General features: G+C 45.7%; 23 protein-coding genes and 1 riboswitch. Of the genes, 22 read left to right on the forward strand and 1 reads right to left on the reverse strand.

What is annotated here, in order from left to right; translation table 11 throughout:
• Positions 1 to 54: 54 nt before the first annotated feature.
• The 13 genes from ACN6KS_RS00180 (at position 55) to ACN6KS_RS00240 (ending at position 12624) form a co-directional block, all read left to right on the forward strand.
• Positions 55 to 1338 carry an HD domain-containing protein gene (locus ACN6KS_RS00180; RefSeq protein ID WP_440961089.1) on the forward strand — a complete coding sequence of 428 codons (1284 nt, stop codon included), beginning with the start codon at positions 55 to 57 and terminating at the stop codon, positions 1336 to 1338.
• 42 nt (positions 1339 to 1380) lie between these two features.
• Positions 1381 to 2151, forward strand: coding sequence for a TatD family hydrolase (locus tag ACN6KS_RS00185; RefSeq protein WP_440961090.1), 771 nt, complete (start codon positions 1381 to 1383; stop codon positions 2149 to 2151).
• Positions 2152 to 2348: 197 nt separating this feature from the next.
• Positions 2349 to 2578, forward strand: a riboswitch (cyclic di-AMP (ydaO/yuaA leader).
• A 281-nt stretch (positions 2579 to 2859) separates the two neighbouring features.
• On the forward strand, positions 2860 to 4023 hold the full coding sequence (locus ACN6KS_RS00190; RefSeq protein WP_440961091.1) for a ubiquitin-like domain-containing protein: 1164 nt from the start codon (positions 2860 to 2862) through the stop codon (positions 4021 to 4023).
• 175 nt (positions 4024 to 4198) lie between these two features.
• The gene (gene rnmV / locus ACN6KS_RS00195; protein ID WP_440961092.1) at positions 4199 to 4750 is read left to right on the forward strand and encodes a ribonuclease M5; all 552 of its coding nucleotides are present in this window, start codon (positions 4199 to 4201) and stop codon (positions 4748 to 4750) included.
• Entirely contained in the window at positions 4747 to 5631 is an 885-nt protein-coding gene (rsmA, locus tag ACN6KS_RS00200) for a 16S rRNA (adenine(1518)-N(6)/adenine(1519)-N(6))-dimethyltransferase RsmA (protein WP_440961093.1), read from the forward strand. Before rnmV ends, rsmA begins: the two co-directional genes overlap by 4 nt.
• A gap of 71 nt (positions 5632 to 5702) precedes the next feature.
• Positions 5703 to 6605 carry a sporulation peptidase YabG gene (gene yabG / locus ACN6KS_RS00205; protein WP_440961094.1) on the forward strand — a complete coding sequence of 301 codons (903 nt, stop codon included), beginning with the start codon at positions 5703 to 5705 and terminating at the stop codon, positions 6603 to 6605.
• Positions 6606 to 6922: 317 nt separating this feature from the next.
• Positions 6923 to 7198 (forward strand): biofilm formation stimulator Veg, encoded by a 276-nt coding sequence (gene veg, locus ACN6KS_RS00210; RefSeq protein WP_019914493.1) that lies wholly within the window; start codon positions 6923 to 6925, stop codon positions 7196 to 7198.
• 135 nt (positions 7199 to 7333) lie between these two features.
• Positions 7334 to 7510, forward strand: coding sequence for a small, acid-soluble spore protein, alpha/beta type (locus ACN6KS_RS00215; protein ID WP_042183837.1), 177 nt, complete (start codon positions 7334 to 7336; stop codon positions 7508 to 7510).
• A gap of 140 nt (positions 7511 to 7650) precedes the next feature.
• A complete protein-coding gene (ispE, locus tag ACN6KS_RS00220) occupies positions 7651 to 8505 on the forward strand; it encodes a 4-(cytidine 5'-diphospho)-2-C-methyl-D-erythritol kinase (RefSeq protein WP_094872022.1) in 855 nt (284 codons plus the stop codon).
• A gap of 76 nt (positions 8506 to 8581) precedes the next feature.
• Complete coding sequence (gene purR, locus ACN6KS_RS00225) at positions 8582 to 9409, forward strand: pur operon repressor (RefSeq protein WP_042183840.1); 828 nt, start codon at positions 8582 to 8584, stop codon at positions 9407 to 9409.
• Positions 9410 to 9619: 210 nt separating this feature from the next.
• Positions 9620 to 9910, forward strand: a complete 291-nt coding sequence (gene spoVG, locus ACN6KS_RS00230; protein WP_042123119.1) for a septation regulator SpoVG — start codon at positions 9620 to 9622, stop codon at positions 9908 to 9910.
• 272 nt (positions 9911 to 10182) lie between these two features.
• Positions 10183 to 11583, forward strand: coding sequence for a bifunctional UDP-N-acetylglucosamine diphosphorylase/glucosamine-1-phosphate N-acetyltransferase GlmU (glmU, locus tag ACN6KS_RS00235; protein ID WP_440961095.1), 1401 nt, complete (start codon positions 10183 to 10185; stop codon positions 11581 to 11583).
• An 87-nt stretch (positions 11584 to 11670) separates the two neighbouring features.
• Positions 11671 to 12624 (forward strand): ribose-phosphate diphosphokinase, encoded by a 954-nt coding sequence (locus ACN6KS_RS00240; protein ID WP_036678796.1) that lies wholly within the window; start codon positions 11671 to 11673, stop codon positions 12622 to 12624.
• Between the two features lie 183 nt (positions 12625 to 12807).
• Here the strand turns inward: ACN6KS_RS00240 and ACN6KS_RS00245 are convergent, their stop codons facing one another.
• Positions 12808 to 13008: a hypothetical protein gene (locus ACN6KS_RS00245; protein WP_094872014.1), complete on the reverse strand. Its 201-nt coding sequence runs from the start codon at positions 13006 to 13008 to the stop codon at positions 12808 to 12810.
• 125 nt (positions 13009 to 13133) lie between these two features.
• Here ACN6KS_RS00245 and pth point away from each other — a divergent pair, with 125 nt between their 5' ends.
• The 9 genes from pth (at position 13134) to ACN6KS_RS00290 (ending at position 23826) form a co-directional block, all read left to right on the forward strand.
• Positions 13134 to 13694 carry an aminoacyl-tRNA hydrolase gene (gene pth / locus ACN6KS_RS00250; protein WP_440961096.1) on the forward strand — a complete coding sequence of 187 codons (561 nt, stop codon included), beginning with the start codon at positions 13134 to 13136 and terminating at the stop codon, positions 13692 to 13694.
• 83 nt (positions 13695 to 13777) lie between these two features.
• Positions 13778 to 14008, forward strand: a complete 231-nt coding sequence (locus ACN6KS_RS00255; protein WP_094872013.1) for an anti-sigma-F factor Fin family protein — start codon at positions 13778 to 13780, stop codon at positions 14006 to 14008.
• 131 nt (positions 14009 to 14139) lie between these two features.
• Positions 14140 to 17664, forward strand: coding sequence for a transcription-repair coupling factor (gene mfd / locus ACN6KS_RS00260; RefSeq protein WP_440961097.1), 3525 nt, complete (start codon positions 14140 to 14142; stop codon positions 17662 to 17664).
• Positions 17651 to 18694 carry a foldase protein PrsA gene (locus ACN6KS_RS00265; protein WP_440961098.1) on the forward strand — a complete coding sequence of 348 codons (1044 nt, stop codon included), beginning with the start codon at positions 17651 to 17653 and terminating at the stop codon, positions 18692 to 18694. Before mfd ends, ACN6KS_RS00265 begins: the two co-directional genes overlap by 14 nt.
• A gap of 354 nt (positions 18695 to 19048) precedes the next feature.
• Complete coding sequence (gene spoVT / locus ACN6KS_RS00270) at positions 19049 to 19591, forward strand: stage V sporulation protein T (protein WP_094872006.1); 543 nt, start codon at positions 19049 to 19051, stop codon at positions 19589 to 19591.
• A 148-nt stretch (positions 19592 to 19739) separates the two neighbouring features.
• Positions 19740 to 21422: a putative polysaccharide biosynthesis protein gene (locus ACN6KS_RS00275; protein ID WP_440961099.1), complete on the forward strand. Its 1683-nt coding sequence runs from the start codon at positions 19740 to 19742 to the stop codon at positions 21420 to 21422.
• Positions 21423 to 21488: 66 nt separating this feature from the next.
• A complete protein-coding gene (mazG, locus tag ACN6KS_RS00280) occupies positions 21489 to 22988 on the forward strand; it encodes a nucleoside triphosphate pyrophosphohydrolase (RefSeq protein WP_440961100.1) in 1500 nt (499 codons plus the stop codon).
• A gap of 287 nt (positions 22989 to 23275) precedes the next feature.
• Complete coding sequence (locus ACN6KS_RS00285) at positions 23276 to 23548, forward strand: HU family DNA-binding protein (RefSeq protein WP_036678778.1); 273 nt, start codon at positions 23276 to 23278, stop codon at positions 23546 to 23548.
• The gene (locus ACN6KS_RS00290) at positions 23548 to 23826 is read left to right on the forward strand and encodes an RNA-binding S4 domain-containing protein (protein ID WP_042183857.1); all 279 of its coding nucleotides are present in this window, start codon (positions 23548 to 23550) and stop codon (positions 23824 to 23826) included. The genes ACN6KS_RS00285 and ACN6KS_RS00290 overlap by 1 nt, the downstream gene beginning before the upstream one ends.
• The last annotated feature ends 131 nt before the right edge of the window (positions 23827 to 23957 follow it).

Consider the following 23957-nt stretch of genomic DNA (forward strand, 5'->3'; position numbering starts at 1 on the left):
TTATATACTTATATTGGTTAAAATCATATTAAATTTAATAAAGGAGTTGATCTCATGAAGCAGCCGCTCACAGAAGAAAAGGTTTTCAAAGATCCGGTTCACAATTATATCCACGTGCAGGATACTATTATTTGGCGACTAATAAATACAAAGGAATTTCAGCGTTTACGCCGAATTCGCCAGCTGGGTACCTCGTATCTTACCTTTCATGGCGCAGAGCATAGTCGGTTTTCTCATTCTCTAGGGGTATACGAAATTACACGTAGAATTATTTCGCAATTTGAACGAAGCGGTTATAAGGATTGGATTCCTGAAGAAAGTCTGCTCACCTTGTGTGCGGCTTTGCTGCACGATCTGGGGCATGGTCCATTTTCCCATTCTATAGAAGAAGCTTTTGAAATGAATCATGAGGATTGGACTTGTCGAATTATTCTGGAGGACACAGAGATTACTGAGATCTTGCGTGATGTGGAGGAGGATTTTCCTCGTAAAGTAGCCTCAGTAATCGCTAAAACTTATGAGCATGAAATTGTTGTAAATCTGGTTTCAAGTCCGCTAGATGCTGATCGCATGGATTATTTGCTGCGTGATGCGTACTATACAGGTGTAAACTATGGAACGATCGACATTGATCGGATTTTAAGAATGCTGCGTCCTTATAATGGTCGAGTTGTTGTAAAAGAATCGGGAATGCATGCCATTGAAGATTATTTAATGTCGCGTTATCAAATGTACTGGCAAGTGTATTTTCATCCGGTGACACGTAGCTCAGAGATTATTTTGCGACAAATTTTCCGCAGAGCCAAGGAGCTTTTCCAAGAGGGGTACAATTTTAGTTTCATGATTAATCCGCTGGAGGATTTGTTCCGTGGTGAGGTGACAGTAAAGCAATATTTAATGCTGGATGAAGCATTGGTACAGACGGCTTTTATGCAGTGGACGCTTGAAAAAGATGAGCTACTAAGCGACTTGTGCACCCGTTTTATTCATCGTAAACTGTATAAATACGTTGAGATGGAGAATCTCGATACAGATATGATTAGTGAAATTCGCAGCAGTTTTGCGGCAGCGGGTCTTCACCCAGAATATGATTTGGAGATTGATTTTCCGACAGATCTGCCCTATGATGTGTTCCGTCCGGGAGAAGCTTTTGACAATAAACAAATTCTGCTGCTTGATCGGCATGATCATCTGCGGGAAATTTCAGAGGTATCCGATATTGTACGTTCTATTAGCGGCATTCATCGTGGCAGATATCATCTTTATTTTCCTCAGGATAAGTTGAGAAAAGTGCTTACACGATTGCCTTCTTCTATCGCAGAGATTTTTGCAAAATAATACAAAAAAATATAGCATTTTTGACAAGGAGTGAAGGTTAAAATGTATCTGTTTGACACACATACGCATCTGGATGCGCCTCAATTCGACGAGGATCGCGAAGAAGTTATCGCTCGTGCTGTAGAAGCAGGAGTTAGCAAGATGATTAATATCGGATTTAATCGGGAGACGATTCCCTCAACGATGAAGCTGGCGGAATCTTACGATTATATTTATGCGGCAGTGGGTTGGCATCCTCAGGATGCGATTGATATGAAGGATGGAGATCTCGATTGGATCGCTTCTCTATGCAGTCATAAGAAAGTAGTGGCGATCGGTGAAATCGGACTGGATTATTACTGGGATACTTCTCCCAAGGATGTGCAGCATGAAGTTTTTCGCAAGCAAATTGGACTAGCCCGCGAACTGAATATGCCGATTTGTATTCATGATCGTGATGCCCATGAGGATGTTGTACGGATTTTACGGGAGGAAAAAGCAAATGAGGTTGGAGGCGTGATGCACTCGTTCTCAGGAAGCTGGGAAACAGCTAAGATGTGCTTGAATCTTGGTTTTCATTTATCCTTTGGAGGACCTATTACGTTCAAAAATGCAAGAGTGCCAAAAGAAGTACTTGCGCAGACCCCTCTAGACCGATTATTGATTGAAACCGATGCTCCATATTTGACTCCGCACCCCTTCCGCGGAAAGCGAAATGAGAGCGCTCATGTGAAGCTGGTAGCAGAGGCAGCAGCTGAAATTAAAGGGTTAACATGGGAAGAATTGGCTAATATAACGTATGCGAACGCACTGGAACGATTTGGGATTGAGTGAAAACGGAAGAAAAACAGGCGAAAAATAGAGAATGGCCGATATATTAAACTTTTTTAATATAAAAACGGCTGAATATTACAATATTTTAACCATATTTTTGCTTAAACGTGGTTGAATCGTCCTTTACAACATGCATCAAAACAGGATATCATCTTTTCAGTGATGTGAGCTGTGTTACAGTGACAGCCATATATTCATGGATCGTCTCGCTGAGTCTCCGTATGGAGAACGGGGGAACCAATATTGACCTGCCGCATGCCTGTATTTAAAATACGGTTTAGACGTGCCGTAGGACAGTATTTGATTTCTTCACGTGGTCTTTGGGGTGAATTTAAGGGCAACCGCCATGAGCGGGTGACCTGAAATAGGGCGTCTCTCTTTCGTCCGAACCCGACAGCTAACCCCGTAAGCGCAAGTAAGAGAGGCAACCTCGTGCATAAGCATTCTCTATTCTGATATTGGAGAAGCCACGAAAGAGTCCTCAGTTGAACTCTTTTTAGGCTTTTTTATTTTTGAATAAATAGAATGTTACCCACATACTGTTATATAACAGGGGTGGGAGTAGCTGTGCCGAGCAGGCGATCCATGAGCAGGAGACGCTAAGTTATTACGTGCGTGTCCTGTGACAATCTCAAATAGTTTCGTCAAAGGAATTCAGTCCTCATGATATACAATTGACGACGGGGCTATGTAAGGAGGATGGAGAGAATGGGCGTATTCCAACCAGAAGTATCCCATGATTCGCAGTCATCCAGCAGGTCTTTCGCATTACGGTGGGAGCAAGTAAATACTCGCGTGCTTTTACTTGCAGGCGTGATTTCAGTCGCTATCGCGTTACTTATTCTGCTGTACGTACACGGTCAAAGTAACAAACAATTATTTTTAGTAATAGACGGGCAAACACAGACGCTTGAAACGCGGGAAGCGCTTCTTGGTGATGTGTTGGAGAAAGAGCAAATTTCGCTACAGCCGCATGATGAACTATCTTTAGGTCTGAGTGATGAAATAAAAGACGGTGACCGTGTCGTTATCAATCGTGCGCAGAAAATTAGTCTTACTGCGGATGGAGCAACAAAAACGTTATATACGACCGAGGATACAATTGGTAAAGCAATTGAGAAAATGGGCATTACCCTAGAAGGTCATGATAAGATTTTCCCTTCGTTAGACACCACCATTTCTGCAAACATGGAGGTTAAGATTGTTCGCATCAACAAACAGACCGTACAGCGAACAACTAACTTACCCTTCAGAGTCATCAAGACAGCAGACCCCTCCCTTACTGTGGGAACAGTTAGAGTGGCACAGGCAGGCAAACCAGGCGTCATGATTCAGCATATTGAAAAGATCTACCAAGACGGAGAACTGGCCTCTATGCGCATGATTGGTAAGGAAGTACAAACGGTAACGAAAGATAAGATTATTGCCGTTGGTACCAAAGCACTTCCTAAGCCGGCTGTAGCTAAGACTACAACAACTTCCAAATCAAACACTACTTCAAAAACGGCTAAAGTTAGCGCCAAGACTAATAACGTCACAAGCAAGGCTGGCGTAGACTTTGAGTACAAGAAGATGATTAAGAATGTCTCCATGACAGCCTATTCGTCAGAAGAGGCAGGTATAGGTACCAAAACGGCTTCCGGAACACGCGTAACGGAAGGTCGCACAATTGCAGTAGACCCGAATGTAATTCCTATTGGCTGGTGGGTATATATCGAGGGACTTGGATTCCGCCGAGCAGAAGATACTGGCGGCGCCATTAAGGGCAATAAAGTAGATGTCTACTACGATTCACTGAGCCATGTTCGTAATTTCGGTCGTAAATCACGAACCATTTATGTGATTGGACCTGTGAAGCCGGAGTTAAACTAGGCTGAAGCTTTTGCAAATTATTCTTTGATAAGCTATAGTGATGATAACCGTTAAGGAACGCCAGATGATCATTTCGTTGATCGCAGAGCAACCGCTCATCACTTATACATTCTTTAACCAAAAGAAGAGGAGCGAAACCTCTTCTTTTTTGCTTTTTTTGGAAGGAGTCAGAGATATGATTAAGGAACTAATTGTCGTCGAAGGTAAGAGTGATACCGTCGCTGTTAAACGCGCTGTAGAAGCAGATACGATTGAAACTGGGGGCTCGGCTGTAGACCGGACCGTAATTGGGAAGATCGCGCTTGCTATGGAGCGTAGAGGGGTGATTATTCTTACGGACCCAGATCACGCCGGTGAACGAATTCGCAAGATTGTGTCTGCAAAGGTGCCGGGCTGCAAGCATGCCTTCATTCCGGAGAAGGACGCAACCCGCAAAGGAGATATCGGTGTGGAGAACGCTTCTCCAGAGGCGATTCGTCATGCGCTGCGGAATGTACATACCTCTTTTGAAGGAGCACCTGCTTTAATCGGACTTGAAGATCTAATGGCCGCTGGAATGCTTGTACACCCTCGGGCAGCTGAAAGACGTATGGCACTTGGTAATTTGCTTGGAATCGGATATTGTAATGGCAAGCAGCTGTACAAGCGGCTGGCGATGTTTGGAATTACGCGGGAGGAATTTGCCGGAGCTCTCGCCCAAATTGATCAGGGGGGCATTACTTCATGAGTGGTAGAGAGGAAATTTCAACTCCAAAACGGACGAAAGAAATTATTCAACGTTATGGATTCAAGTTCAAGAAGAGCTTAGGACAGAATTTTTTGATCGATCAAAATATATTGGACAAGATTGTAGACGCTGCCGGGCTAGATAGCGGCTCTGGGGCATTGGAGATCGGTCCCGGCATTGGGGCGCTGACAGAACGTTTGGCGCTAACATCTGGAGCGGTAACCGCTGTGGAGATCGACCGTAGATTGATTCCTATTTTAAGGGACGTACTTTCCCCTTATCCGCATGTTAAGGTTCGTAATGATGATGTTCTGAATGTAAATCTGCAGGAGTTGTTCAAAGAAGATTTTGCATCCGTGAACAAGGTAAGCGTAGTTGCCAATCTGCCGTATTATGTAACTACTCCGATTCTGATGAAGCTGCTCGAAGAGAAGCTTCCACTTGATAACATCGTTGTAATGATTCAGAAAGAGGTTGCGGAGCGTATGGCTGCTTCTCCGGGTGGGAAGGAATACGGAAGCCTTAGCATTGCCGTGCAGTATTACAGCGAGCCTGAGCTCGTCTGCATTGTGCCGCGTACAGTATTCATTCCTCAACCTAATGTGGAGTCCGCTGTAATCCGTCTAAAGGTAAGAGAGCGTCCACCGGTAGAAGTTGAGAGTGAGAAGCATTTCTTTGAGGTCGTCCAAGCTTCTTTCACACAGCGCCGCAAAACGATTGCTAACAATCTCAAGGCTCGTTACTTCCCTGAAGAGGGACGTGAGCGTCTGGAGGCTTTACTCGCAGAAGCTGGGATTGAACCAACCCGTCGTGGAGAAACGTTAAGTCTAGAAGAATACGCCCGATTGAGCGGTGTTCTGTTGGCTGCTGGAATCGTATAAGCTAAAAACACGGCTAGTTATGAACCAACTGAGGCCTTTGCCCATACGATGGGGTAGAGGTGGTGGTTGTAATGAATTTAGGAGACTTGGTCGTTCGTAAATCTTATGGCGGAGATTTGACTTTTCGTGTAGATCATATTGTGCAGGACAGAGCGGTCATCAAAGGCACAGATTTCCGTCTGTTGGCGGATTCTCCTCTGAATGACTTGGTTCAAGTGCCTCCTACCCGGATTACGGAACGAGGACAGCAGGCACAGATTAAAGCGAATGAATCACTGACACAGCTGCGGAAAGACCGACAGGAGCAAAGTCAGCGGAGCGGGAGCGCTCTATCAGAAGGCGCATGGGCTCCATCGCCTAAGGAAGCTGCTTATTTTGAAGTACCGGGGAAAGTACTGCATCTGGATGGCGATCCAGCGTATTTGAATAAGAGCCTTAGCTTATACGAACAATTGCGGATCCCTGCTGAAGGTCATCATGTTCATGAGTCCGCAATGGCTGACACTTTATACCGGCTGCTGCCCCGCGTGCGTCCAGACATTGTGGTGATTACCGGTCATGACGGGGTGCTGAAGCAACAGCATACTTACGATCTTCACAGTCTGAGCGGCTATAAAAATTCGCAAAACTTCGTAGCTGCTATTAGGGTGGCTAGGGACTATGAGCGAAATTTTGATGCGTTGACGATTGTTGCAGGTGCTTGTCAGTCACATTTTGAAGCACTGCTGGGGGCAGGGGCCAATTTCGCCAGTTCTCCTGGACGGATATTGATCCATGCCTTAGACCCAGTTTATGTAGCGGCAAAATCGTCGTTCACGCCCATTAGGGATATGGTGAATCTGAGTGAGGTTTTGAACAACACCATTAGCGGTAATCAGGGAATCGGCGGTATTGAGACCCGTGGCAGCTTCCGTATTGGGATGCCGCGTCTGCAGAACCTGTCAGAACTAAAAGTGACACCTTCCGCAATTTAATCGACATGTACTGATCATATTTTTCAAAGCTAATAGGTAATTTGGAGTGGCCGAATAGAGTAACGCGAAGAAAGGGTGAGCGATGAGCTTAACCCTTTTTTTGCGTGAAATGGTAGTTATCTTTAAAAATCTACAATGTTATTTTTCTTGCTTTGTGCTGAACCTATTACAGATAACAAGGATATTAGTTCGCCTCTGATTCTCCGCAAAAAAATTCCGTTGACAACCAAATATTCATCATCTATAATTATTTATTTGCTTTGACAAACACCTGGGGAAGTTGTATAATGGACAAGAAAAGAGGTGGTCGTCAGGCAATGGCTAATAACGCGCTGTTGGAAATCAAACGCAGTCTCGAAGCTCACGTCGGTCATAAGATCACGTTGCGTGCAAACGGAGGTCGTCGTAAAACCGTAGAACGCACCGGTGTCCTGGAAGAAACGTACCCTTCTGTATTTATTGTCAAACTGGATCAGGAGCAGCAAACATTCAAGCGAGTCTCCTATAGCTATGCCGATATCCTTACTGAATCTGTGGAAATTACAGTATGTGAAGATGATGGGCAGATGCGGATTATGTATATTAAAGCTTAATGTTTCACGGGCAGCTTCCTTTGGGGGCTGTTTTTTATTTGCAGATAAACATTCAGTGAATGATCCTTGTTCTTAGCAAGCATACTAATTGAGCAATCGGTTTATCATTTTCTTTCATAAGGGAGGAATTCCGTAATGAGCCGCAGAAAACGAGGCATGATGTCGGAAGAACTAAAGACAGAGTTAGCCAAGGAGCTTGGTTTTTACGAAACTGTGGAACGTGAAGGCTGGGGAGGAATACGGGCGAAGGATGCCGGCAATATGGTAAAAAGAGCGATTCAGCTCGCTGAAGAGGCCGCGCGGAAATCTTAATCTTTAGCGTGTGAACAATTATTTAACGAAAAAGGGTGCGTCCAACTGGCGACACCCTTTTATTATTGGACTTCATTAGAAGTTTTTCATATAATATGTTAAGTTGTTTTTACGGGAAAAGCTGAAGGTGGGTGAACGCCTTGAAAATGTATGAGAAGGCACCAGCTAAAATCAATTTGATGCTGGATGTGCTGCACAAGCGTGCTGACGGTTTTCATGAGGTGGAGATGATTATGACCATGGTAGATCTAGCAGACCGTTTAGAGCTGTCTGAGCTGCCAAGGGATACTATTATAATATCAAGTCAAGCGGGTTATATTCCTCTAGATGAGAAGAACCTGGCCTTTCAAGCGGCTAGGCTTATTAAAGAGCGTTATAACGTGAAGAGTGGTGTACATATCCATCTGGATAAAAGAATACCGGTTGCAGCTGGCCTGGCTGGCGGCAGCAGCGATGCAGCGGCTACGTTACGTGGCCTGAACCGACTGTGGCGCCTAGGAATACCTGCGCAGGAGCTGCAGGAGCTTGGCGCTGAGCTTGGCTCAGATGTGCCTTTCTGTGTTACAGGTGGTACTGCCTTAGCAACAGGTCGTGGCGAGAAGCTGACGCCGATTAAGAACCCTCCGCAATGCTGGGTAGTTTTGGCTAAGCCACCTATCAATGTATCGACAGCGGAAGTATACGGACGTGTTCGGAGCAATAATATAGCTGTGCATCCTTCGGCTAGAAGGATGCAGGATGCGATCGAAGCTGGAGATTTTGGGGGCGTATGTAATCATTTAGGCAATGTGCTTGAGGATGTTACCCTAAAGCTTCATCCAGAGGTCCAGCAGCTCAAAGAGGCGATGGTTAAGCTCGGAGCAGACGGAGTGTTAATGTCCGGCAGCGGACCTACTGTATTCGGTTTAGTGTCCAAGCAGTCTAAAGTAGCAAGAATTTATAATGGACTGCGTGGGTTCTGCAAGGAAGTCTATGCAGTGAGATCACTCAATTAGTATGCTTCTCTTGTGTAAACCCGTACAAAAGTGATATATTTTTCATAAAATATTCGGTTTTGGCGAGGAGCATTCCGTGAAGAAATTAAAAAGAAGCCAACGTTTGGTAGACATGACTCAGTTTTTACTTGAGCGGCCACATGACCTACTGCCGCTGTCTATATTTGCCGATCGGTATGGAGCGGCTAAGTCCTCCATCAGTGAAGATTTGGCGATCATAAAAGAAGTATTTGAAGGTGAGGGCATTGGTGAGCTTCAGACCTTGGCCGGTGCAGCAGGTGGAGTACGTTATATTCCTGTGATGCCTAAAGAAATGGCGCTCTCTTTTGTTAAACGTTTATGTGTGCAGTTGGAACAGACAGATCGGATACTGCCTGGTGGTTACTTGTATATGTCGGACCTGCTTGGACTGCCATCTTTGATGGAGCAAGCGGGGAAGATCATCGCAACGGCCTTTTATGGATCGGAAATCGATGTGGTGATGACAGTAGAAACTAAAGGGATTCCGCTAGCCTATGCAACGGCAGCGCAGCTCGGCTTGCCAGTAGTGCTGGTACGACGTGACCATCAGGTTACAGAAGGCTCAGCAGTAAGCATTAATTATGTATCTGGATCACATAAGAGCATACACACCATGTCTCTTTCTAGACGAGCACTCAAGGAGAAATCGCGGGTACTCATTGTAGATGACTTCATGAAGGCAGGCGGAACCGTTCGAGGAATGGTTGATTTACTCGGTGAGTTCAATGCCGAAGTTGCTGGAGTGGGTGTATTGGTCGAATCAGGCGCAGTAGAGACGGAAGAGCGTCTGTTGCATGACTATGTTTCTTTAGTGAAGCTCAGTGAGGTAGACTCGAAAGAGCGGCGGATTTCCGCGCATCCGGGTAACTACTTTTCCTCTTGATAGATTGGTGTTTCATTGTTTTCAAAAAGCGTGGAAATTGTCGAAAATGTAAGAGATATTAAGAAAATCACCCGATGCGTGTCGAAAACAACAGATCCTAAAAAATATATTTCTTTTTTAGGTATTTTATGGAATCAAAAAGAAGGAATTCGCTTTGCTGTGTGGAATTATACACCAAGTCTCTGATGGAAAAAGGTGGTGAACACACACATGCAAATTACGGATGTCAGACTCCGCCGCGTTAACTCTGAGGGGAGAATGAAAGCAATCGCATCCATTACAATCGATAACGAGTTTGTTGTTCATGACATTCGCGTCATCGATGGTAATAACGGGATGTTTGTTGCAATGCCCAGCAAGCGTACACCGGATGGCGAATTCCGCGATATCGCTCACCCGATCTCTTCGGGAACACGCGAGAAGATTCAATCCGCGGTTCTGGCCGAGTACGATCGCGCCGCTACTGAAGAAGAAGAAGAAGTTATTGAAGAGGGAGCTTAGGCTACCTCGGAAGACGGCTACCTTTTGGGTGGCGTAGGATCCGCCGTTTTTGATAAGATCATACCGAATATACTTCATGACTTAAGCAGCTTGATCTTGCAAGAAAAGCTAGCGCTAGTGAAGGATTTGACGACATCTTCGAAAGGCAGCGATAAATGCTTTTCTAACATGGGGTTTATAGAAAAGAGAACCATGACTTCATGGTTCTCTTTTCTTTTTGCCCGGAATGAGATATATTCAGTAGTGAGTTCAAGAGTAGGAGGTTGGCATTCTTGAAAAGAATGGCTGTAGTTCTTGCCGCAGGTCAAGGCAAGCGAATGAAATCTAAATTATATAAGGTGCTGCACCCCGTTTGCGGTAAGCCAATGGTAGGGCACGTGCTTGATACAGTAGAAGCGACCGGATGCCAGCGCACCGTTGTTGTTGTTGGGCATGGCGCAGAGAAGGTTAAGGCCTATGTAGGGCAAAGTGCGGAATACGTGCTGCAGGAAACTCAGCTCGGTACGGGTCACGCTGTCAAACAAGCTAAGGATTTGCTCGGTGGCGAAGAAGGAACGACGATTGTTGCTTATGGTGACACTCCGCTTATTACATCGGAGACGCTGATAGGATTGATGGCTCTGCATGAGGAGCGTCAGGCAGCAGCGACTGTATTAACTGCAGTAATGGATGATCCATCTGGATTAGGACGGATTATACGTAGTGAAGATGGCGGCTTAATGAAGATCGTCGAACAGAAAGATTGTAATGCCGAACAGGCAGCTATTCATGAAATCAACACAGGAATTTATTGCTTTGATAACATCAAGTTATTTTCAGCTTTAGAGAAGGTTACTAACAGCAATAATCAACAGGAATATTATTTGACAGATGTTATCAGTATTCTTCGTGAGCAAGGTGATCTTGTTCTAGCATTCCAGACTGAGGATGCTAACGAGTCTATTGGTGTTAATGACCGTCTAGCTTTATCTGATGCGGAAGGTATTATGCGTCAACGTATTAACCGCAAACATATGCTGGGTGGCGTAACCATAATCGATCCTGCCTCGACATATATCGGAGCAGATGTAGTCATTGGGTCAGATACAACGATTTATCCAGGAACCATCTTGAAGGGTAAAACTGTAATCGGTGAGAACTGTGTGATCGGACCGGCAAGTGAAATCGAAGATTGTCAGATCATGGATGACGCAACGATTAAGCAGTCCGTATTGAATCAAGCACAAGTTGGCGCACGGACTACCGTTGGGCCTTTTGCCTATTTGCGTCCAGGTTCTATACTTGGAGAAGAAGTGAAGGTTGGGGATTTCGTCGAGATCAAGAATGCTACGATAGGTGATGGTTCTAAGGTGTCACATCTTAGCTATATTGGTGACGCATCTGTGGGTAAGAATGTAAACGTCGGTTGCGGTGCGATTACTGTTAACTACGACGGGTATAATAAATTTACGACCACAATTGAAGACGATGCCTTTATTGGCAGTAACGTTAACCTTATCGCACCGGTTTCTGTGGGCAAGGGGGCTTTTGTTGTAGCTGGTTCGACAATTACACGTTCCGTTTCAGAGAACGATCTGGCTGTTGCCAGAGTACGGCAGGAGAATAAACCGGGATATGCAGAGAAGATCCGTTCCCGTGCAAAATCGAAGAAAGACCACTCGAGTCCATCGTAAAGCGTTGCTAAGAAGCGCCGGACGGACTTATATTTCCGCGCCGGCGCCTTTGGAAAGCTAAATTCCGTCACGGAGGGTTTAAATTTTATGACTTATTGTGATTCCAAATTAAAGATTTTCACCTGTAACTCCAACCCAAAGCTTGCTAGTCAAATCGCTGATTACATCGGAATTCCGATGGGTGAATCGCATACTACAAGTTTTAGCGATGGAGAAATCCAGGTCAAGCTGTCAGAGAGCGTTCGGGGTTGTCATGTGTATATTGTTCAATCCACCTGCGGCCCAGTTAATGACAACTTAATGGAGCTTTTAGTTATGGTGGATGCACTCAAACGCGCCTCCGCAAAAAGCATCAATGTGGTTATCCCTTACTATGGTTACGCTCGTCAAGATCGGAAAGCTCGTTCCCGTGACCCTATTACGGCCAAGCTGGTAGCAAATTTGATTGAAAAAGCCGGCGCTCACCGTGTAATTACGATGGACCTCCATGCTATGCAGATTCAGGGATTCTTTGATATTCCAGTGGATCACTTGCTGGGTGTTCCCATCCTGGCTCAGTATTTCCGTTCCAAACAAATCGAGAACCCAGTTGTCGTATCGCCAGATCACGGTGGTGTAGTACGTGCAAGAAAGCTTGCTGACTTCCTGAACGCTCCGCTTGCAATTATAGACAAGCGTCGTCCAGAGCCGAATGTCAGCGAAGTCATGAACATTATCGGTAATATTGAAGGTAAAACAGCTATTCTGATCGATGATATTATCGATACTGCCGGAACTATTGTACTTGGTGCTAATGCTTTGATGGAAGGCGGCGTGAAAGAAGTATACGCTTGCTGTACACACCCGGTATTGTCTGGTCCTGCACATGAACGTCTGGAGAATTCTCCAATTAAAGAGATTATCGTGACAGATACGATTCCAATTCGCAGCGCGAACCCAACTTCTAAACTCAAAGTGTTGTCCGTGGCTCCACTTATGGGTGAGGCAATTATCCGCGTTCATGAAGAGTTGTCGATTAGTAAATTGTTTGAAATTGAATAAATATAATCAATGCATACAAGCATAAATGCTCTACCGTCCTTATAAGGTCGGTAAGCGTTTATGCGAGAAATATAAGAAAGTATAATGTGAAGCTTATACTTTCTTATATTTGTAAAAAAGGGTTACACCTCCGTTCTCGGAGATGTAACCCTTATCGGCGTGATGCAGGTAGAAGCGCTGGCTTCAATACCCGGCGCGGGAGACGAAGGTGAATATGCTGCGGTTATAGAGTGTCCCTTGCAGCTCCACGAATCCTTCGTCCACTGCTGTCAATACACCAATGTCAATGTGCACGTCGCCTCTGTATATTTCCACAGGCACAGCATATTGGATATGGTACTGAAAATCGCGCTGATGTGTTAAGATTCCACCTTGATGTTGCATAGGTTATCACCTGTCTTCGGAGTATAATTTCGCTCTGGTTGCTTAAGAGTATGCAGATAAGATCTATTGTACCAAAAACGGACTTCTCTTGCCGGAGAGCCCGCATGGAAAGGAAAGGTTCGATAATGAAATGGATCGTCGGATTGGGAAATCCGGGAACACAATACGCGAAAACCAGGCATAATGTTGGTTTTATGGCATTGGATGAGCTTGCGGCTCAGAACGGGATTTCTTTCAACCAAAGCAAATGTAAATCTGTGATCGGTGAAGGCGTTATCGGGGGAGTCAAAACCGTATTGATTAAACCGATGACCTTTATGAATTTGTCCGGTGAGGCTGTTCGAGCTTATATGGATTATTACAAAGTTAAACTAGAAGATATGATCGTCGTCTACGATGATCTGGATACCGAAATTGGGAAAATTCGCTTGCGTTATCAAGGTAGTGCTGGTGGACATAACGGAATTAAATCGATCATTCAGCATGTAGGTACACAAAACTTTAATCGGGTACGAATGGGTATTTCTCGTCCTGAACCGGGTTTTGCAATAGTGGATTATGTTCTCTCTTCTTTTCCTAAAAAAGAAGGGGATCCTCTGAAGCAGATGATCCTTAATACTTGTGATGCACTGGAGTTTAGCTTAAAGAATTCATTCGAACAAACGATGGCAAAATTCAATGGTTGATCTGTAAACTCTGTTGTTATGAGGCTAAAGATGATGCTCCCCGGACATACTGAAGGTATATAGTACCTTCAGGAGGCATATAGATGGCAATAAACTATGTATGTAGGCACTGCAAGACATCTCTAGGCAGCATTAATAGAAGTGATGTTACAGAAATGCAGTTGGGACTTCATTCCTTGACCCCTGCGGAGCGCAGAGATATAATAGCGTATAATTCAGAAGGTGAGATCACGATAAAGGTGACTTGCGACTATTGCAAGGAGGCTTTAGAGCATAATCCGGAGCTTAGCCTGCTGACGAGTCCGCTTCAGTAGGTGATAGCGCCTGTCTCTATCGTCATCCGCAAGCCTTGGCGTTACAGCTGAGGCTTCTTTTCGATTCCAATCATAATAGGTGACGGTGGCTTTGACTTCCGTTAGCCTGTTTAGTAAGAGAGGTGCGCCTGTTGTTACAAGGTATTATAGAAGCTTTTTCCAAGGATCCCGATTTCCAGTCTATCACCCAGGGTGTAGCTGCAGGTATGAAAGAGCAGCTCATATCGGGGCTTACAGGTTCAGCTAGACAGATCATGCTTGCGGCACTGCATGAAGAGACAGCTCGTCCCTTGCTTGTGGTGACTCATAATATGTTTTCGGCTCAGAAGATGGCCGATGATTTACAGGAAGCGCTTTCCCCGGAACGAATTCTGCTCTATCCTGCTAATGAACTTGTGGCTGCGGAAGCAGCTGTTTCAAGCCCAGAGACCCTGGCTCAGCGTATTGATGTACTAACCAAATGTGCACAGGGCTTTCGTGGTATTGTTGTTGTCCCCTACTCGGGCGTGCGTAGATTGCTTCCTGCTCCAGAGGTTATGGCAGAGGCCCAGGTTACGGTTTCTCAGGATGGAACGCTTGCTCTGGATGAATTCTTGATGTCCATGATCGAAATGGGTTATGAAAGAGTAGAGCGGGTTGAGAATCGCGGTGAACTGAGCGTTAGAGGTGGAATTATTGATTTTTATCCAATGACTTCTCCTTTGGCATATCGTGTTGAGTTGTTTGATGATGAGGTTGATTCCATCAGAACTTTTGATCCAGTGGATCAGCGTTCTATTGATAAAGTACGAAGTGTGAAGATTACACCGGCTAAAGAGATCATTGCGAGCAGGTTTCGCCAGGAATCCGCTTCTGCTGAAGCATCTGTTATGCTGGAACGACAGCTTGAGAAAATGGCGGATCGGCAGGCTAAGTTGCGTCTAAAAGAAGAAATTGGACGCGAGCTAGAAATGCTGCGCGAAGGAACCTATTTTCCTGAAATCTATAAATATATCAGTCTTTTATACCCTGAACGCTCTCATTTATTTGATTACATGGCCCAGGATACGATCCTTATTCTCGATGAGCCGACAAGACTGCTTGAAACGGCAAAACAGCTCGAAAGAGATGAATCGGAGTGGAACCTCCATCTGATGCAAAACGGCAAAACATTGCCGGATTTGGATCTCTCTGTCGAGACAGATGTTGTGATGTACAAACGTCCGTTCCAAAGCCTGTTTATGTCGATCTTTTTGCGCCAGGTCCCACACATTCAACCACAGAATATTCTTGGGTTTATTAGTCGTGGGATGCAGGATTTCCATGGTCAGATGAATGTGCTCAAATCGGAAATGGAGCGTTGGCAGAAGTCCGGTGTAAAGGTAATGATGCTTGCGAGCAGTGAAGAACGGATTGAGCGTGTACGCAGAGTCCTTTATGACTATGGTATTGATGAGCCAACGATCGTACAAGGAAACCTGGGTTCAGGCTTTGAGCTGCCTTCTATTCATTTAGCCGTTATCACTGAAGGAGAGATGTTCTCTCAGAAGCAGCGGAAGGTACGGAAGATCTCTAAAGGGATAGATAATGCTGAACGGATCAAGAGTTATACGGAGCTGAAAATTGGTGATTATGTTGTTCACCAGAACCATGGTATCGGTAAGTATATGGGGATCGGTACGCTGGAGGTCAGCGGTATTCATCGCGACTACATGCATATTTTATATGCGGGTGGTGATAAGCTCTCGGTTCCGATTGAGCAAATTGACTTGATTCAGAAATATGTCGGTTCAGAAGATAAAGAGCCGAAAGTATATAAATTAGGCGGTAATGAATGGACGCGGGTGACGAATAAGGTCCGTTCCTCCGTTCAGGATATTGCTGATGATCTAATTAAGCTGTATGCCGAACGCCAAAGTGCAGCAGGGTATGGTTTTGAGAAGGATACTCAGGAACAGCATGAATTTGAAGAAATGTTCCCTTATGAGGAGACTCGTGATCAGCTTCGAGCGATAGAAGAGATTAAGAAGGATATGGAACAGAACCGCCCAATGGACCGACTCCTCTGTGGAGACGTTGGTTATGGGAAGACAGAGGTAGCTATACGAGCAGCCTTTAAATCGGCGATTGAAGGTAAACAGGTGGCTGTGCTGGTACCAACAACGATTCTAGCTCAGCAGCATTATGAGACCTTCCGGGAACGCTTCGCTAACTATCCGCTTAATATTCAAGTCTTAAGTCGTTTCCGCAGCCGTAAGGAGCAGAATGAGACAATTAAAGGCGTTCGGGCAGGAACAGTCGACGTGGTCATTGGAACCCACCGTTTGTTGTCTCAGGACCTTGTATTCAAGGACCTCGGTTTATTGATTGTGGATGAGGAACAACGGTTTGGCGTGACTCATAAAGAGAAGCTGAAAAAGCTAAAAACGAATGTAGATGTTCTCACCCTGACAGCAACGCCAATTCCTCGTACACTGCATATGTCGATGCTGGGAGTGCGTGATCTGTCTGTCATTGAGACGCCACCGGAGAATCGTTTTCCCGTGCAGACTTATGTTGTCGAGCATAGTCAGACACTTACTCGGGAAGCTGTAGAGCGCGAATTAGCCCGTGGGGGGCAAGTCTACTATCTGTATAATCGTGTGCAGGGCATTCAAGAAATGGCCGCTCAAATTTCCATGCTTGTTCCTGAGGCTAGAGTAGGTATCGGACATGGCCAAATGTCGGAAGCGGAGCTGGAGAAGACGATCCTTGATTTTCTTGATGGAGAATACGATGTACTGGTCAGCACAAGCATTATTGAGACGGGGGTAGATATTCCTAACGTAAATACACTTATTGTGCATGATGCGGATAAGATGGGTTTGTCTCAGCTCTATCAATTACGTGGACGTGTAGGCCGGTCCAACCGGATTGCGTACGCCTATTTTACCTATCAGCGGGACAAGGTTCTGACTGAAGTGGCAGAGAAGCGGCTGCAGTCTATTAAGGAATTTACGGAACTCGGTTCGGGTTTCAAAATAGCGATGCGGGATTTATCTATTCGTGGTGCCGGTAACTTACTTGGTGCAGAACAGCATGGTTTTATTGCATCGGTAGGATTTGATTTATACTCACAAATGCTGGCGGAGGAGATCCGCAAGCGTAAGGTTACTGTGCTTGGAGAGGAAGATACCTCGCTCAAAGAGGGCAATACCGTCATTGATTTGTCGATTGACGCATATCTGCCATCCGAGTATATTTACGACAGTATTCAGAAAATTGAAATCTACAAAAAAGTTGCGGCAGTAACATCCTTTGATGATGCTTCTGAGCTTGAGGATGAGCTCTTGGATCGGTTCGGAGAACTGCCTGAAGCCGTTGTTAATCTATTAACTGTGGCTCGTCTGAAAGTGTATGGAAAAATGTATGGCATTGATTCCATGATCAGACGTGGTGATGAGGTTACCCTGAATTTCTATGAGGGAAGTCTTGGCGCTCTGGATACGGCGAAACTCGCCAAAGTTGGAAATAGCTTCGAAAGACGTGTACAATTCGATAGAGATGCTAAAGCCAGTATCCGAGTGAAGTCGAAAGACTTAAGTGATAAACAGCTGCTTGACTTGCTTGAACAGTTTCTTAAGGAAGCTAAACAGTCTTTTAAATCGAAGGGAGAACTACACAATGTCGTTAAATAAAAAAAAATCATGGAAAGTGCTGCTCGTTTCATTGGTAGCAGCGGTTTCCTTTTCTATGCTAGCAGCATGCGGTAGTAGTGCTGATGATAGCAAGGCAGTTGCGACTTATAAAGGTGGAACAATCACAGAGAAGGAATTTGCTATGGATCAAAAAATCATGAAATTCCTCTCCCCACAGCAAGCGCAATATTTAGAGATTGAGGCGTTTAAGGAGTCTATTTTGAAGCAGGAAGTGGGCTTTGAATATTTGGCTTCTAAAGCAACGGATGAAGCGAAGAAGCAGGCGAAGAAAGAGGCAGATAGCCAAATTGCTGACTTGAAGAAAGCCCTGGGCGACAATTATAAGAAAACACTTAAAGACGCTGACGTTACAGAAGGCGATATCCATAGTTATATGGAGCGTGTGCTGACGGTTTATCAGGATATGCTGCTTAAAGTGACAGACGATCAGGTTATCAAGGAATTTGAAGCTACAAAAGGTGACTTTACCGTAGCGACTTTGCGTCATGTGCTAATCGGTCTGACAGATGCTAACAGCAAGGAGCGCACTAGCGAAGAAGCACTGAAAATCGCGAAGGAAGTTAAGGCAAAGCTGGACGGCGGAGCTGATTTTGCAGCCATCGCTAAGGAATACTCTGATGATACAGCCTCTAAGGAAACGGGCGGAGAATATAAAGATAAAGCTGTAGGAACATATGTAGATGAGTTTAAGAAGGCTGCTCAAACCCTGCCTTTGAATACCATTAGTGATCCTATAGAGACTTCTTATGGTTACCACATTATCAAGGTGGAGTCCCGCACGGACAAAACCTTTGACCAGTTAACGGATGAACAAAAAGAAGACATTAAGAGCTCCATTGTGTCCAAGAACCTGGAAGCGTTCATGGAGAAAGATCTGGAAGGCATTATTGAGAACATCAATCTGCCGAAGAGCTCTGCTGCTGCAGATGAATCCGGAACAAAAAATAGCGGAACAGAAGCCACTACAGCGCCAAGCGCATCCCCAAGTGCTACAAAAGCTGCTGAATAAACATCGGTAAAAATGGACAAGCTTACCTTAGAAAAGCCATCCTCACTTAATGTGAAGATGGCTTTTTATAAATATAAGGAGTATAAGTTTCACGCTATACTTTTTCCTTATATTTCTCGCTTAAGCGCATACCGCCCTTATTGAGGACGCCGAAGGCGCTTATGCTTGTTCGAAGAAACATCTTCAGAACGGCCTTTATCTTGATGCAGATATTAATACATGTCAGCTTATGTATAAGGATCTGGGAAGAGATGAATACTATGGTCAGATATTACGATAAATCACTGGGATTATCCTTTCCCATAATGGACAGTAGTAAGACCATACTTCTTAAGAAAGCGGGGCACATGTGAAATGAAAGCTACTGGAATTGTTCGGCGTATTGATGATCTCGGACGAGTGGTTATTCCCAAAGAAATTAGACGTACTCTACGGATTAGAGAAGGCGACCCACTGGAAATTTTCGTCGATCGGGACGGTGAAGTCATACTCAAGAAATATTCCCCGATTGGCGAGCTTGGTGACTTTGCAAAAGAGTACGCGGAGTCCTTGTTCGAAGGTACTGGACATATTACGATGATTGCTGATCGTGATACCTTTATTGCACTGGCTGGAGGCTCCAAGAAGGACTATTTGGAAAAACAAGTAGGAATTCTTTTGGAGAAGGTCATGGATAGTCGTAAGACTGTACTGGAAACCAACGAAGGCAGTTATGAAATCGCTAAAGATCATCCGGATTTGGTGTCCTCATATGTAGCCTCACCGATCATTTCCGGTGGAGATCCTATTGGTTGTGTAGTGATGGTAAGTAAGGATGATTCAGTGAAAATGTCGTCAATGGAAGTGAAAATGTCCGAAACCGCCGCCGCATTCCTTGGCAAGCAAATGGAGCAATAACCGTAATGTAGACCCCGCTTTCCTTTTGGTAAGATATACAAAGGGTAAACGGGGTTTTGTCGTTCTTACAAAACCGTTTCTACTTGTGGGTATACATACGTTATAATATAGAAATTCATCCCATTAAAGTTGTAGAAGCAGGTATTTTATGAAATCTAACACACAAACATCACGGCTCTTGCAAGGGGCATTTATTCTAAGTGCCGCGGCAATTATTTCAAAGCTTATAGGTACACTCCAAAAAATCCCGCTGCAAAATCTAGGCGGAGATGCAGTATTTGGTATATACAACACAGTTTATCCTTTATACACGATGTTGTTGACGGTAGCAATGCTAGGTCTGCCAGCGGCCATATCCAAATTTGTCGCTGAAGCCTCTGCAGGAAAGCAGGATGACGAGGGTCGAAGGATTCTGCGGTTAACTGCAATTATAACAGCCATAAGCGGTTTGGTTATCGGAGTAATCACCTATGCAGGTGCGCCCATTATAGCTGGGTGGGTCGGTAACTCGCATGTGATGCCCGCTTTGCGGACAAGTGCTTGGGGACTTGCGGTTGTTCCAATCATGTCAGCTCTTCGCGGTTATTTTCAGGGTCTTCACAATATGGTTCCGACGGCTGTGTCACAAATTGTAGAGCAGTCCGTACGTGTTACGGTAATGATTGTACTGCTCTTATACCTGACCTCACTGGGTGCAGGCGCTGAGAGCATCGCTGCTGGCGCATTGCTCGGATCAGCCGGGGGAGGGGCAGCAGGTCTTGTGGTTATGCTGCTGTTCCTGCGACGTCATCGGCGGAGGTTAAGACAGGGTGCCTCTGTAGATGCTGCCGCTTCTGTCGAAAGCCAGGATTTAAAGCCGCCTAACACGGAAATTAAGGGGCGAGCCAATCAACGGTTTATGGGCGTTAAAGCAGGTGCCTTGCTGGCTTATGGCATTCCTGTGATGCTTGGCGCGTTGGCAATGCCCCTTATCGGGATTGTAGATGTATTCACAGTACCTCGTTTGCTATCCTCTGTAGGAAGCGAAGTGGAGGCGATGATACAGTTTGGAGTGTACAATCGTGGTTTACCGCTAGTGCAAATTGTAACGATGATTGCCACTTCATTGTCCGTCGTGTTCATTCCAGCCTTGGCAGAGGCGAAGTACAAGGGAGATACGAAGCTGATTGAGAACCATTGCAGCTTATCGCTGCGTTGGTTCTGGCTGCTAGGGCTAGCGGCCTCGGCGGGCCTAGCAGTGCTTGCTGAGCCGATTAATATGGCTCTTTACGGCGATACGGCCGGCAGCAGCACTATGACTTGGCTGGCCTTAACCGCTGTTGGCGGTACGGTCAGCATCATCTCGGCTGCGCTTTTGCAGGGCCTCGGCTACGTGCGCGCCCCGGCCCTGCACCTTTTGGCCGCCGCGCTGCTCAAGGCGGCCCTGAACCTGCTGCTGGTTCCGCAGCAGGGCATTACCGGCGCAGCCATCGCTGGCGTGGCCGCGCATTCGTTCGCAGCAGCGCTTAACGTGCTGCTGCTGTACCGCCAGGGCCATCTGCGGCTTCGCCTCGCAGATGCCCTGGCACGGCCCGCGCTGCTCACAGCGGGCCTGGCTCTTGCCGCCGCAGCCGCCAGCTGGGGCGTGGGCGCTGTGGCTACGGCCGCTGGCATCGGCGGCGGGCGCACTGCCAGCTTGGCGCAGAGCCTGCTCGGAGTGCTCGCAGGCTGCGCTGTTTTTGCCGTAGGGGCTATAGTCCTGCGGCTCCTTAGCGAGAGCGAGCTGCGCCAGCTTCCGGGCTTCGGCCCGTCCCTGGCGGACAAGCTGAAGAAGCTGCGCTTATTCCCTTAATCAACTTCTACATCACAATATAAAAATGCGGTCTGCTGAGACAGCCGCTTAAGAGGAGGAACAGACATGAGTGCAACATTAACGGTCGTCGGTCTGGGTTCAGGTAACCCTGATCGATTGACGCTAGGAATTATAAAGAAGCTGAAGGCAGCATCCGTTGTCTATGTCCGCACAAAAGAGCATCCAGTCATGGCTGCCCTCTCCGAGCTTGAAATAACTTCACAGTCCTTTGATGGATTGTATGAATCATTATCCTCGTTTCCAGAGGTGTATGCAGCGATTACTTCAAAACTGATTGAAGAGGCTCAGGCAGCAGCAGACGGTACAGATATTGTTTACGCGGTTCCGGGTCATCCTATGGTTGCGGAATCAGCGGTTTCCCAGCTGCGCGAGCGGTGTCCTGAGGAAGGCATTGAACTGCAAATATTGGGTGGAGAGAGCTTTCTGGACGAGGCGTTTGTTCGACTGGGGTTTGACCCCATTGAAGGGTTTCAGTTACTAGATGCTTCAGGCATTCGCAGTGCTCAGCTTCAGCCTGAACTTCACACCCTGATTGGTCAGGTGTACGATAGCTTTACAGCCTCGGAAACAAAATTATGTCTGATGGAGCTGTACCCGCCTGAATATGAAGTTGTTGTGGGGCATGCACTCGGTGTCGAGAACGAAGAAAGTATTGTAAGAGTGCCACTGTACGAACTGGATCGACTCGACGGTTATGGTAACCTGTCATTAGTTTATGTACCTGCGAATCGTGATGAGAAGCTAAGAAATCGTACCTTTGCCCGTCTGCATGAAATTGTTGATATTCTTCGAAGCCCGGAAGGTTGTCCATGGGACCGGGAGCAGACACATGAATCCCTGCGCAAAAATTTAATCGAAGAAACCTATGAAGTCCTTGAAACGATAGATGAGGATGACCCCGATCATATGAAAGAGGAGCTGGGCGACCTTTTGCTGCAAATTATGCTTCACTCTCAAATGGAGGAGGAGCTAGGCACATTTAACGTGTATGACGTCATTGAAGGGCTGAATGATAAGCTTATCTTCCGTCACCCCCACGTATTTGGGGACACCAATGCGAATGATGCCGAAGAAGCGCTGAAGAACTGGGAAGGCATGAAGGCAGAAGAGAAGCGGCGTAAAGGTGTGAAGCCAGAGGAATTATCCGTTCTTAGTGGTGTTCCGCGTGACCTGCCTGCCCTTATGAAGGCATATAAGCTTCAGAAAAAAGCATCCAAGGTGGGCTTTGACTGGGACAATGCTACGGATTGCATAGCCAAGATTCGTGAGGAGATCGATGAGCTGCAGGAGGCGATTGACACAGATGCGGCGACAGATGAGCAAATTCTGGAACTTGGGGATTTGTTGTTTGCAGTTACGAATGTCGCTCGTTTTATCGGTGCAGATCCGGAAGAGGCATTAACCCGGACTAACCGCAAATTTGTGCGCCGGTTTCAATATATTGAGCAAAGCTTGCAGCGCAAGGGAACGAGCGTAAAGGATAGTAGTTTGGAAGAGATGGAAGAACTGTGGCAAGAGGCTAAGGCTGAGGAGCGTAAAGTCTAGTATTTCACAACCCCTTTGCGGTATATGGACTCCACAATGAGGCAATGCTGTGGATGTAGCTTTTATTTTCTGATTTAGAATGTGGCCAGTAGTTTAATAGTGCTATAGAATAGATTCTGCGACGATTTCTGAGAAATAACTGCTTCTTTTTTAAAAAAACGACGAATCGTGGCAGGATTTTAAGGTGACATCAAGAATAACATAAAGACGAAATGCGATTCGCCCCATATTATGGCGGTGATTCTCGTTTCATTTATTTTTTCGTATCCTAGGAGGAACTTTAAATTATGAACAAGACAGATTTGGTAAACAACATTTCCGAGAAAAACGGATTGGCAAAAAAAGATGTAGAAGCAGTATTGAACGGATTCTTGGGTGAGATTACAGAAGCTTTGGCAAAAGGTGATAAAGTCCAACTGATCGGTTTCGGAACTTTTGAAACTCGCAAACGTGCAGGACGTACTGGTCGCAACCCGCAAACGGGCACAACGATTGAAATTCCAGAATCGACTGTACCGGCTTTCAAAGCTGGTAACAAGCTTAAAGAAGCCGTTAACTAATGCGTCTTGACAAATTCCTGAAAGTGTCCCGTTTAATTAAGCGCCGTACAGTGGCCAAGGATGTGTCCGAACAAGGCCGGGTACTGATTAACGGGCGGGAATCTAAACCTAGTAGTGCAGTTAAGATCGGTGACGAGATTACTGTACAATTTGGACAAAAGCTTGTAACGGTCAAAGTAGAAAAGCTGGTCGAAACGACTCGCAAGGACGAGGCCGCTGGTATGTATACTCTAGTTCGGGAAGAGCCTGTTGCCAAAAGCAGCGGACTGGACTGGTAAGAGTAATAGAAGAAGGCATAACTTTACATTTTGTAGAGTTCTGCCTTCTTTTTTTCTCTCTTATTTTAGAGGGACGGGATGTTCTATAACTTCTACTTCTGCCATAGATTAGAGGTAAGAAGGAGGGGTAC

Origin of the sequence: Paenibacillus nitricinens, from assembly GCF_052056485.1 — a bacterium.
Classification (GTDB): domain Bacteria; phylum Bacillota; class Bacilli; order Paenibacillales; family Paenibacillaceae; genus Paenibacillus_AQ; species Paenibacillus_AQ nitricinens.

What these genes read in the sequence shown, in the direction of transcription:
- ACN6KS_RS00180 (WP_440961089.1), top strand. Translation starts at nt 55, where the DNA reads ATGAAGCAGCCGCTCACAGAAGAAAAGGTTTTCAAAGATCCGGTTCAC.
- ACN6KS_RS00185 (WP_440961090.1), top strand. Translation starts at nt 1,381, where the DNA reads ATGTATCTGTTTGACACACATACGCATCTGGATGCGCCTCAATTCGAC.
- ACN6KS_RS00190 (WP_440961091.1), top strand. Translation starts at nt 2,860, where the DNA reads ATGGGCGTATTCCAACCAGAAGTATCCCATGATTCGCAGTCATCCAGC.
- rnmV (WP_440961092.1), top strand. Translation starts at nt 4,199, where the DNA reads ATGATTAAGGAACTAATTGTCGTCGAAGGTAAGAGTGATACCGTCGCT.
- rsmA (WP_440961093.1), top strand. Translation starts at nt 4,747, where the DNA reads ATGAGTGGTAGAGAGGAAATTTCAACTCCAAAACGGACGAAAGAAATT.
- yabG (WP_440961094.1), top strand. Translation starts at nt 5,703, where the DNA reads ATGAATTTAGGAGACTTGGTCGTTCGTAAATCTTATGGCGGAGATTTG.
- veg (WP_019914493.1), top strand. Translation starts at nt 6,923, where the DNA reads ATGGCTAATAACGCGCTGTTGGAAATCAAACGCAGTCTCGAAGCTCAC.
- ACN6KS_RS00215 (WP_042183837.1), top strand. Translation starts at nt 7,334, where the DNA reads ATGAGCCGCAGAAAACGAGGCATGATGTCGGAAGAACTAAAGACAGAG.
- spoVG (WP_042123119.1), top strand. Translation starts at nt 9,620, where the DNA reads ATGCAAATTACGGATGTCAGACTCCGCCGCGTTAACTCTGAGGGGAGA.
- ACN6KS_RS00240 (WP_036678796.1), top strand. Translation starts at nt 11,671, where the DNA reads ATGACTTATTGTGATTCCAAATTAAAGATTTTCACCTGTAACTCCAAC.
- ACN6KS_RS00245 (WP_094872014.1), bottom strand. Translation starts at nt 13,008, where the DNA reads ATGCAACATCAAGGTGGAATCTTAACACATCAGCGCGATTTTCAGTAC.
- pth (WP_440961096.1), top strand. Translation starts at nt 13,134, where the DNA reads ATGAAATGGATCGTCGGATTGGGAAATCCGGGAACACAATACGCGAAA.
- ACN6KS_RS00255 (WP_094872013.1), top strand. Translation starts at nt 13,778, where the DNA reads ATGGCAATAAACTATGTATGTAGGCACTGCAAGACATCTCTAGGCAGC.
- ACN6KS_RS00265 (WP_440961098.1), top strand. Translation starts at nt 17,651, where the DNA reads ATGTCGTTAAATAAAAAAAAATCATGGAAAGTGCTGCTCGTTTCATTG.
- spoVT (WP_094872006.1), top strand. Translation starts at nt 19,049, where the DNA reads ATGAAAGCTACTGGAATTGTTCGGCGTATTGATGATCTCGGACGAGTG.
- ACN6KS_RS00275 (WP_440961099.1), top strand. Translation starts at nt 19,740, where the DNA reads ATGAAATCTAACACACAAACATCACGGCTCTTGCAAGGGGCATTTATT.
- mazG (WP_440961100.1), top strand. Translation starts at nt 21,489, where the DNA reads ATGAGTGCAACATTAACGGTCGTCGGTCTGGGTTCAGGTAACCCTGAT.
- ACN6KS_RS00285 (WP_036678778.1), top strand. Translation starts at nt 23,276, where the DNA reads ATGAACAAGACAGATTTGGTAAACAACATTTCCGAGAAAAACGGATTG.
- ACN6KS_RS00290 (WP_042183857.1), top strand. Translation starts at nt 23,548, where the DNA reads ATGCGTCTTGACAAATTCCTGAAAGTGTCCCGTTTAATTAAGCGCCGT.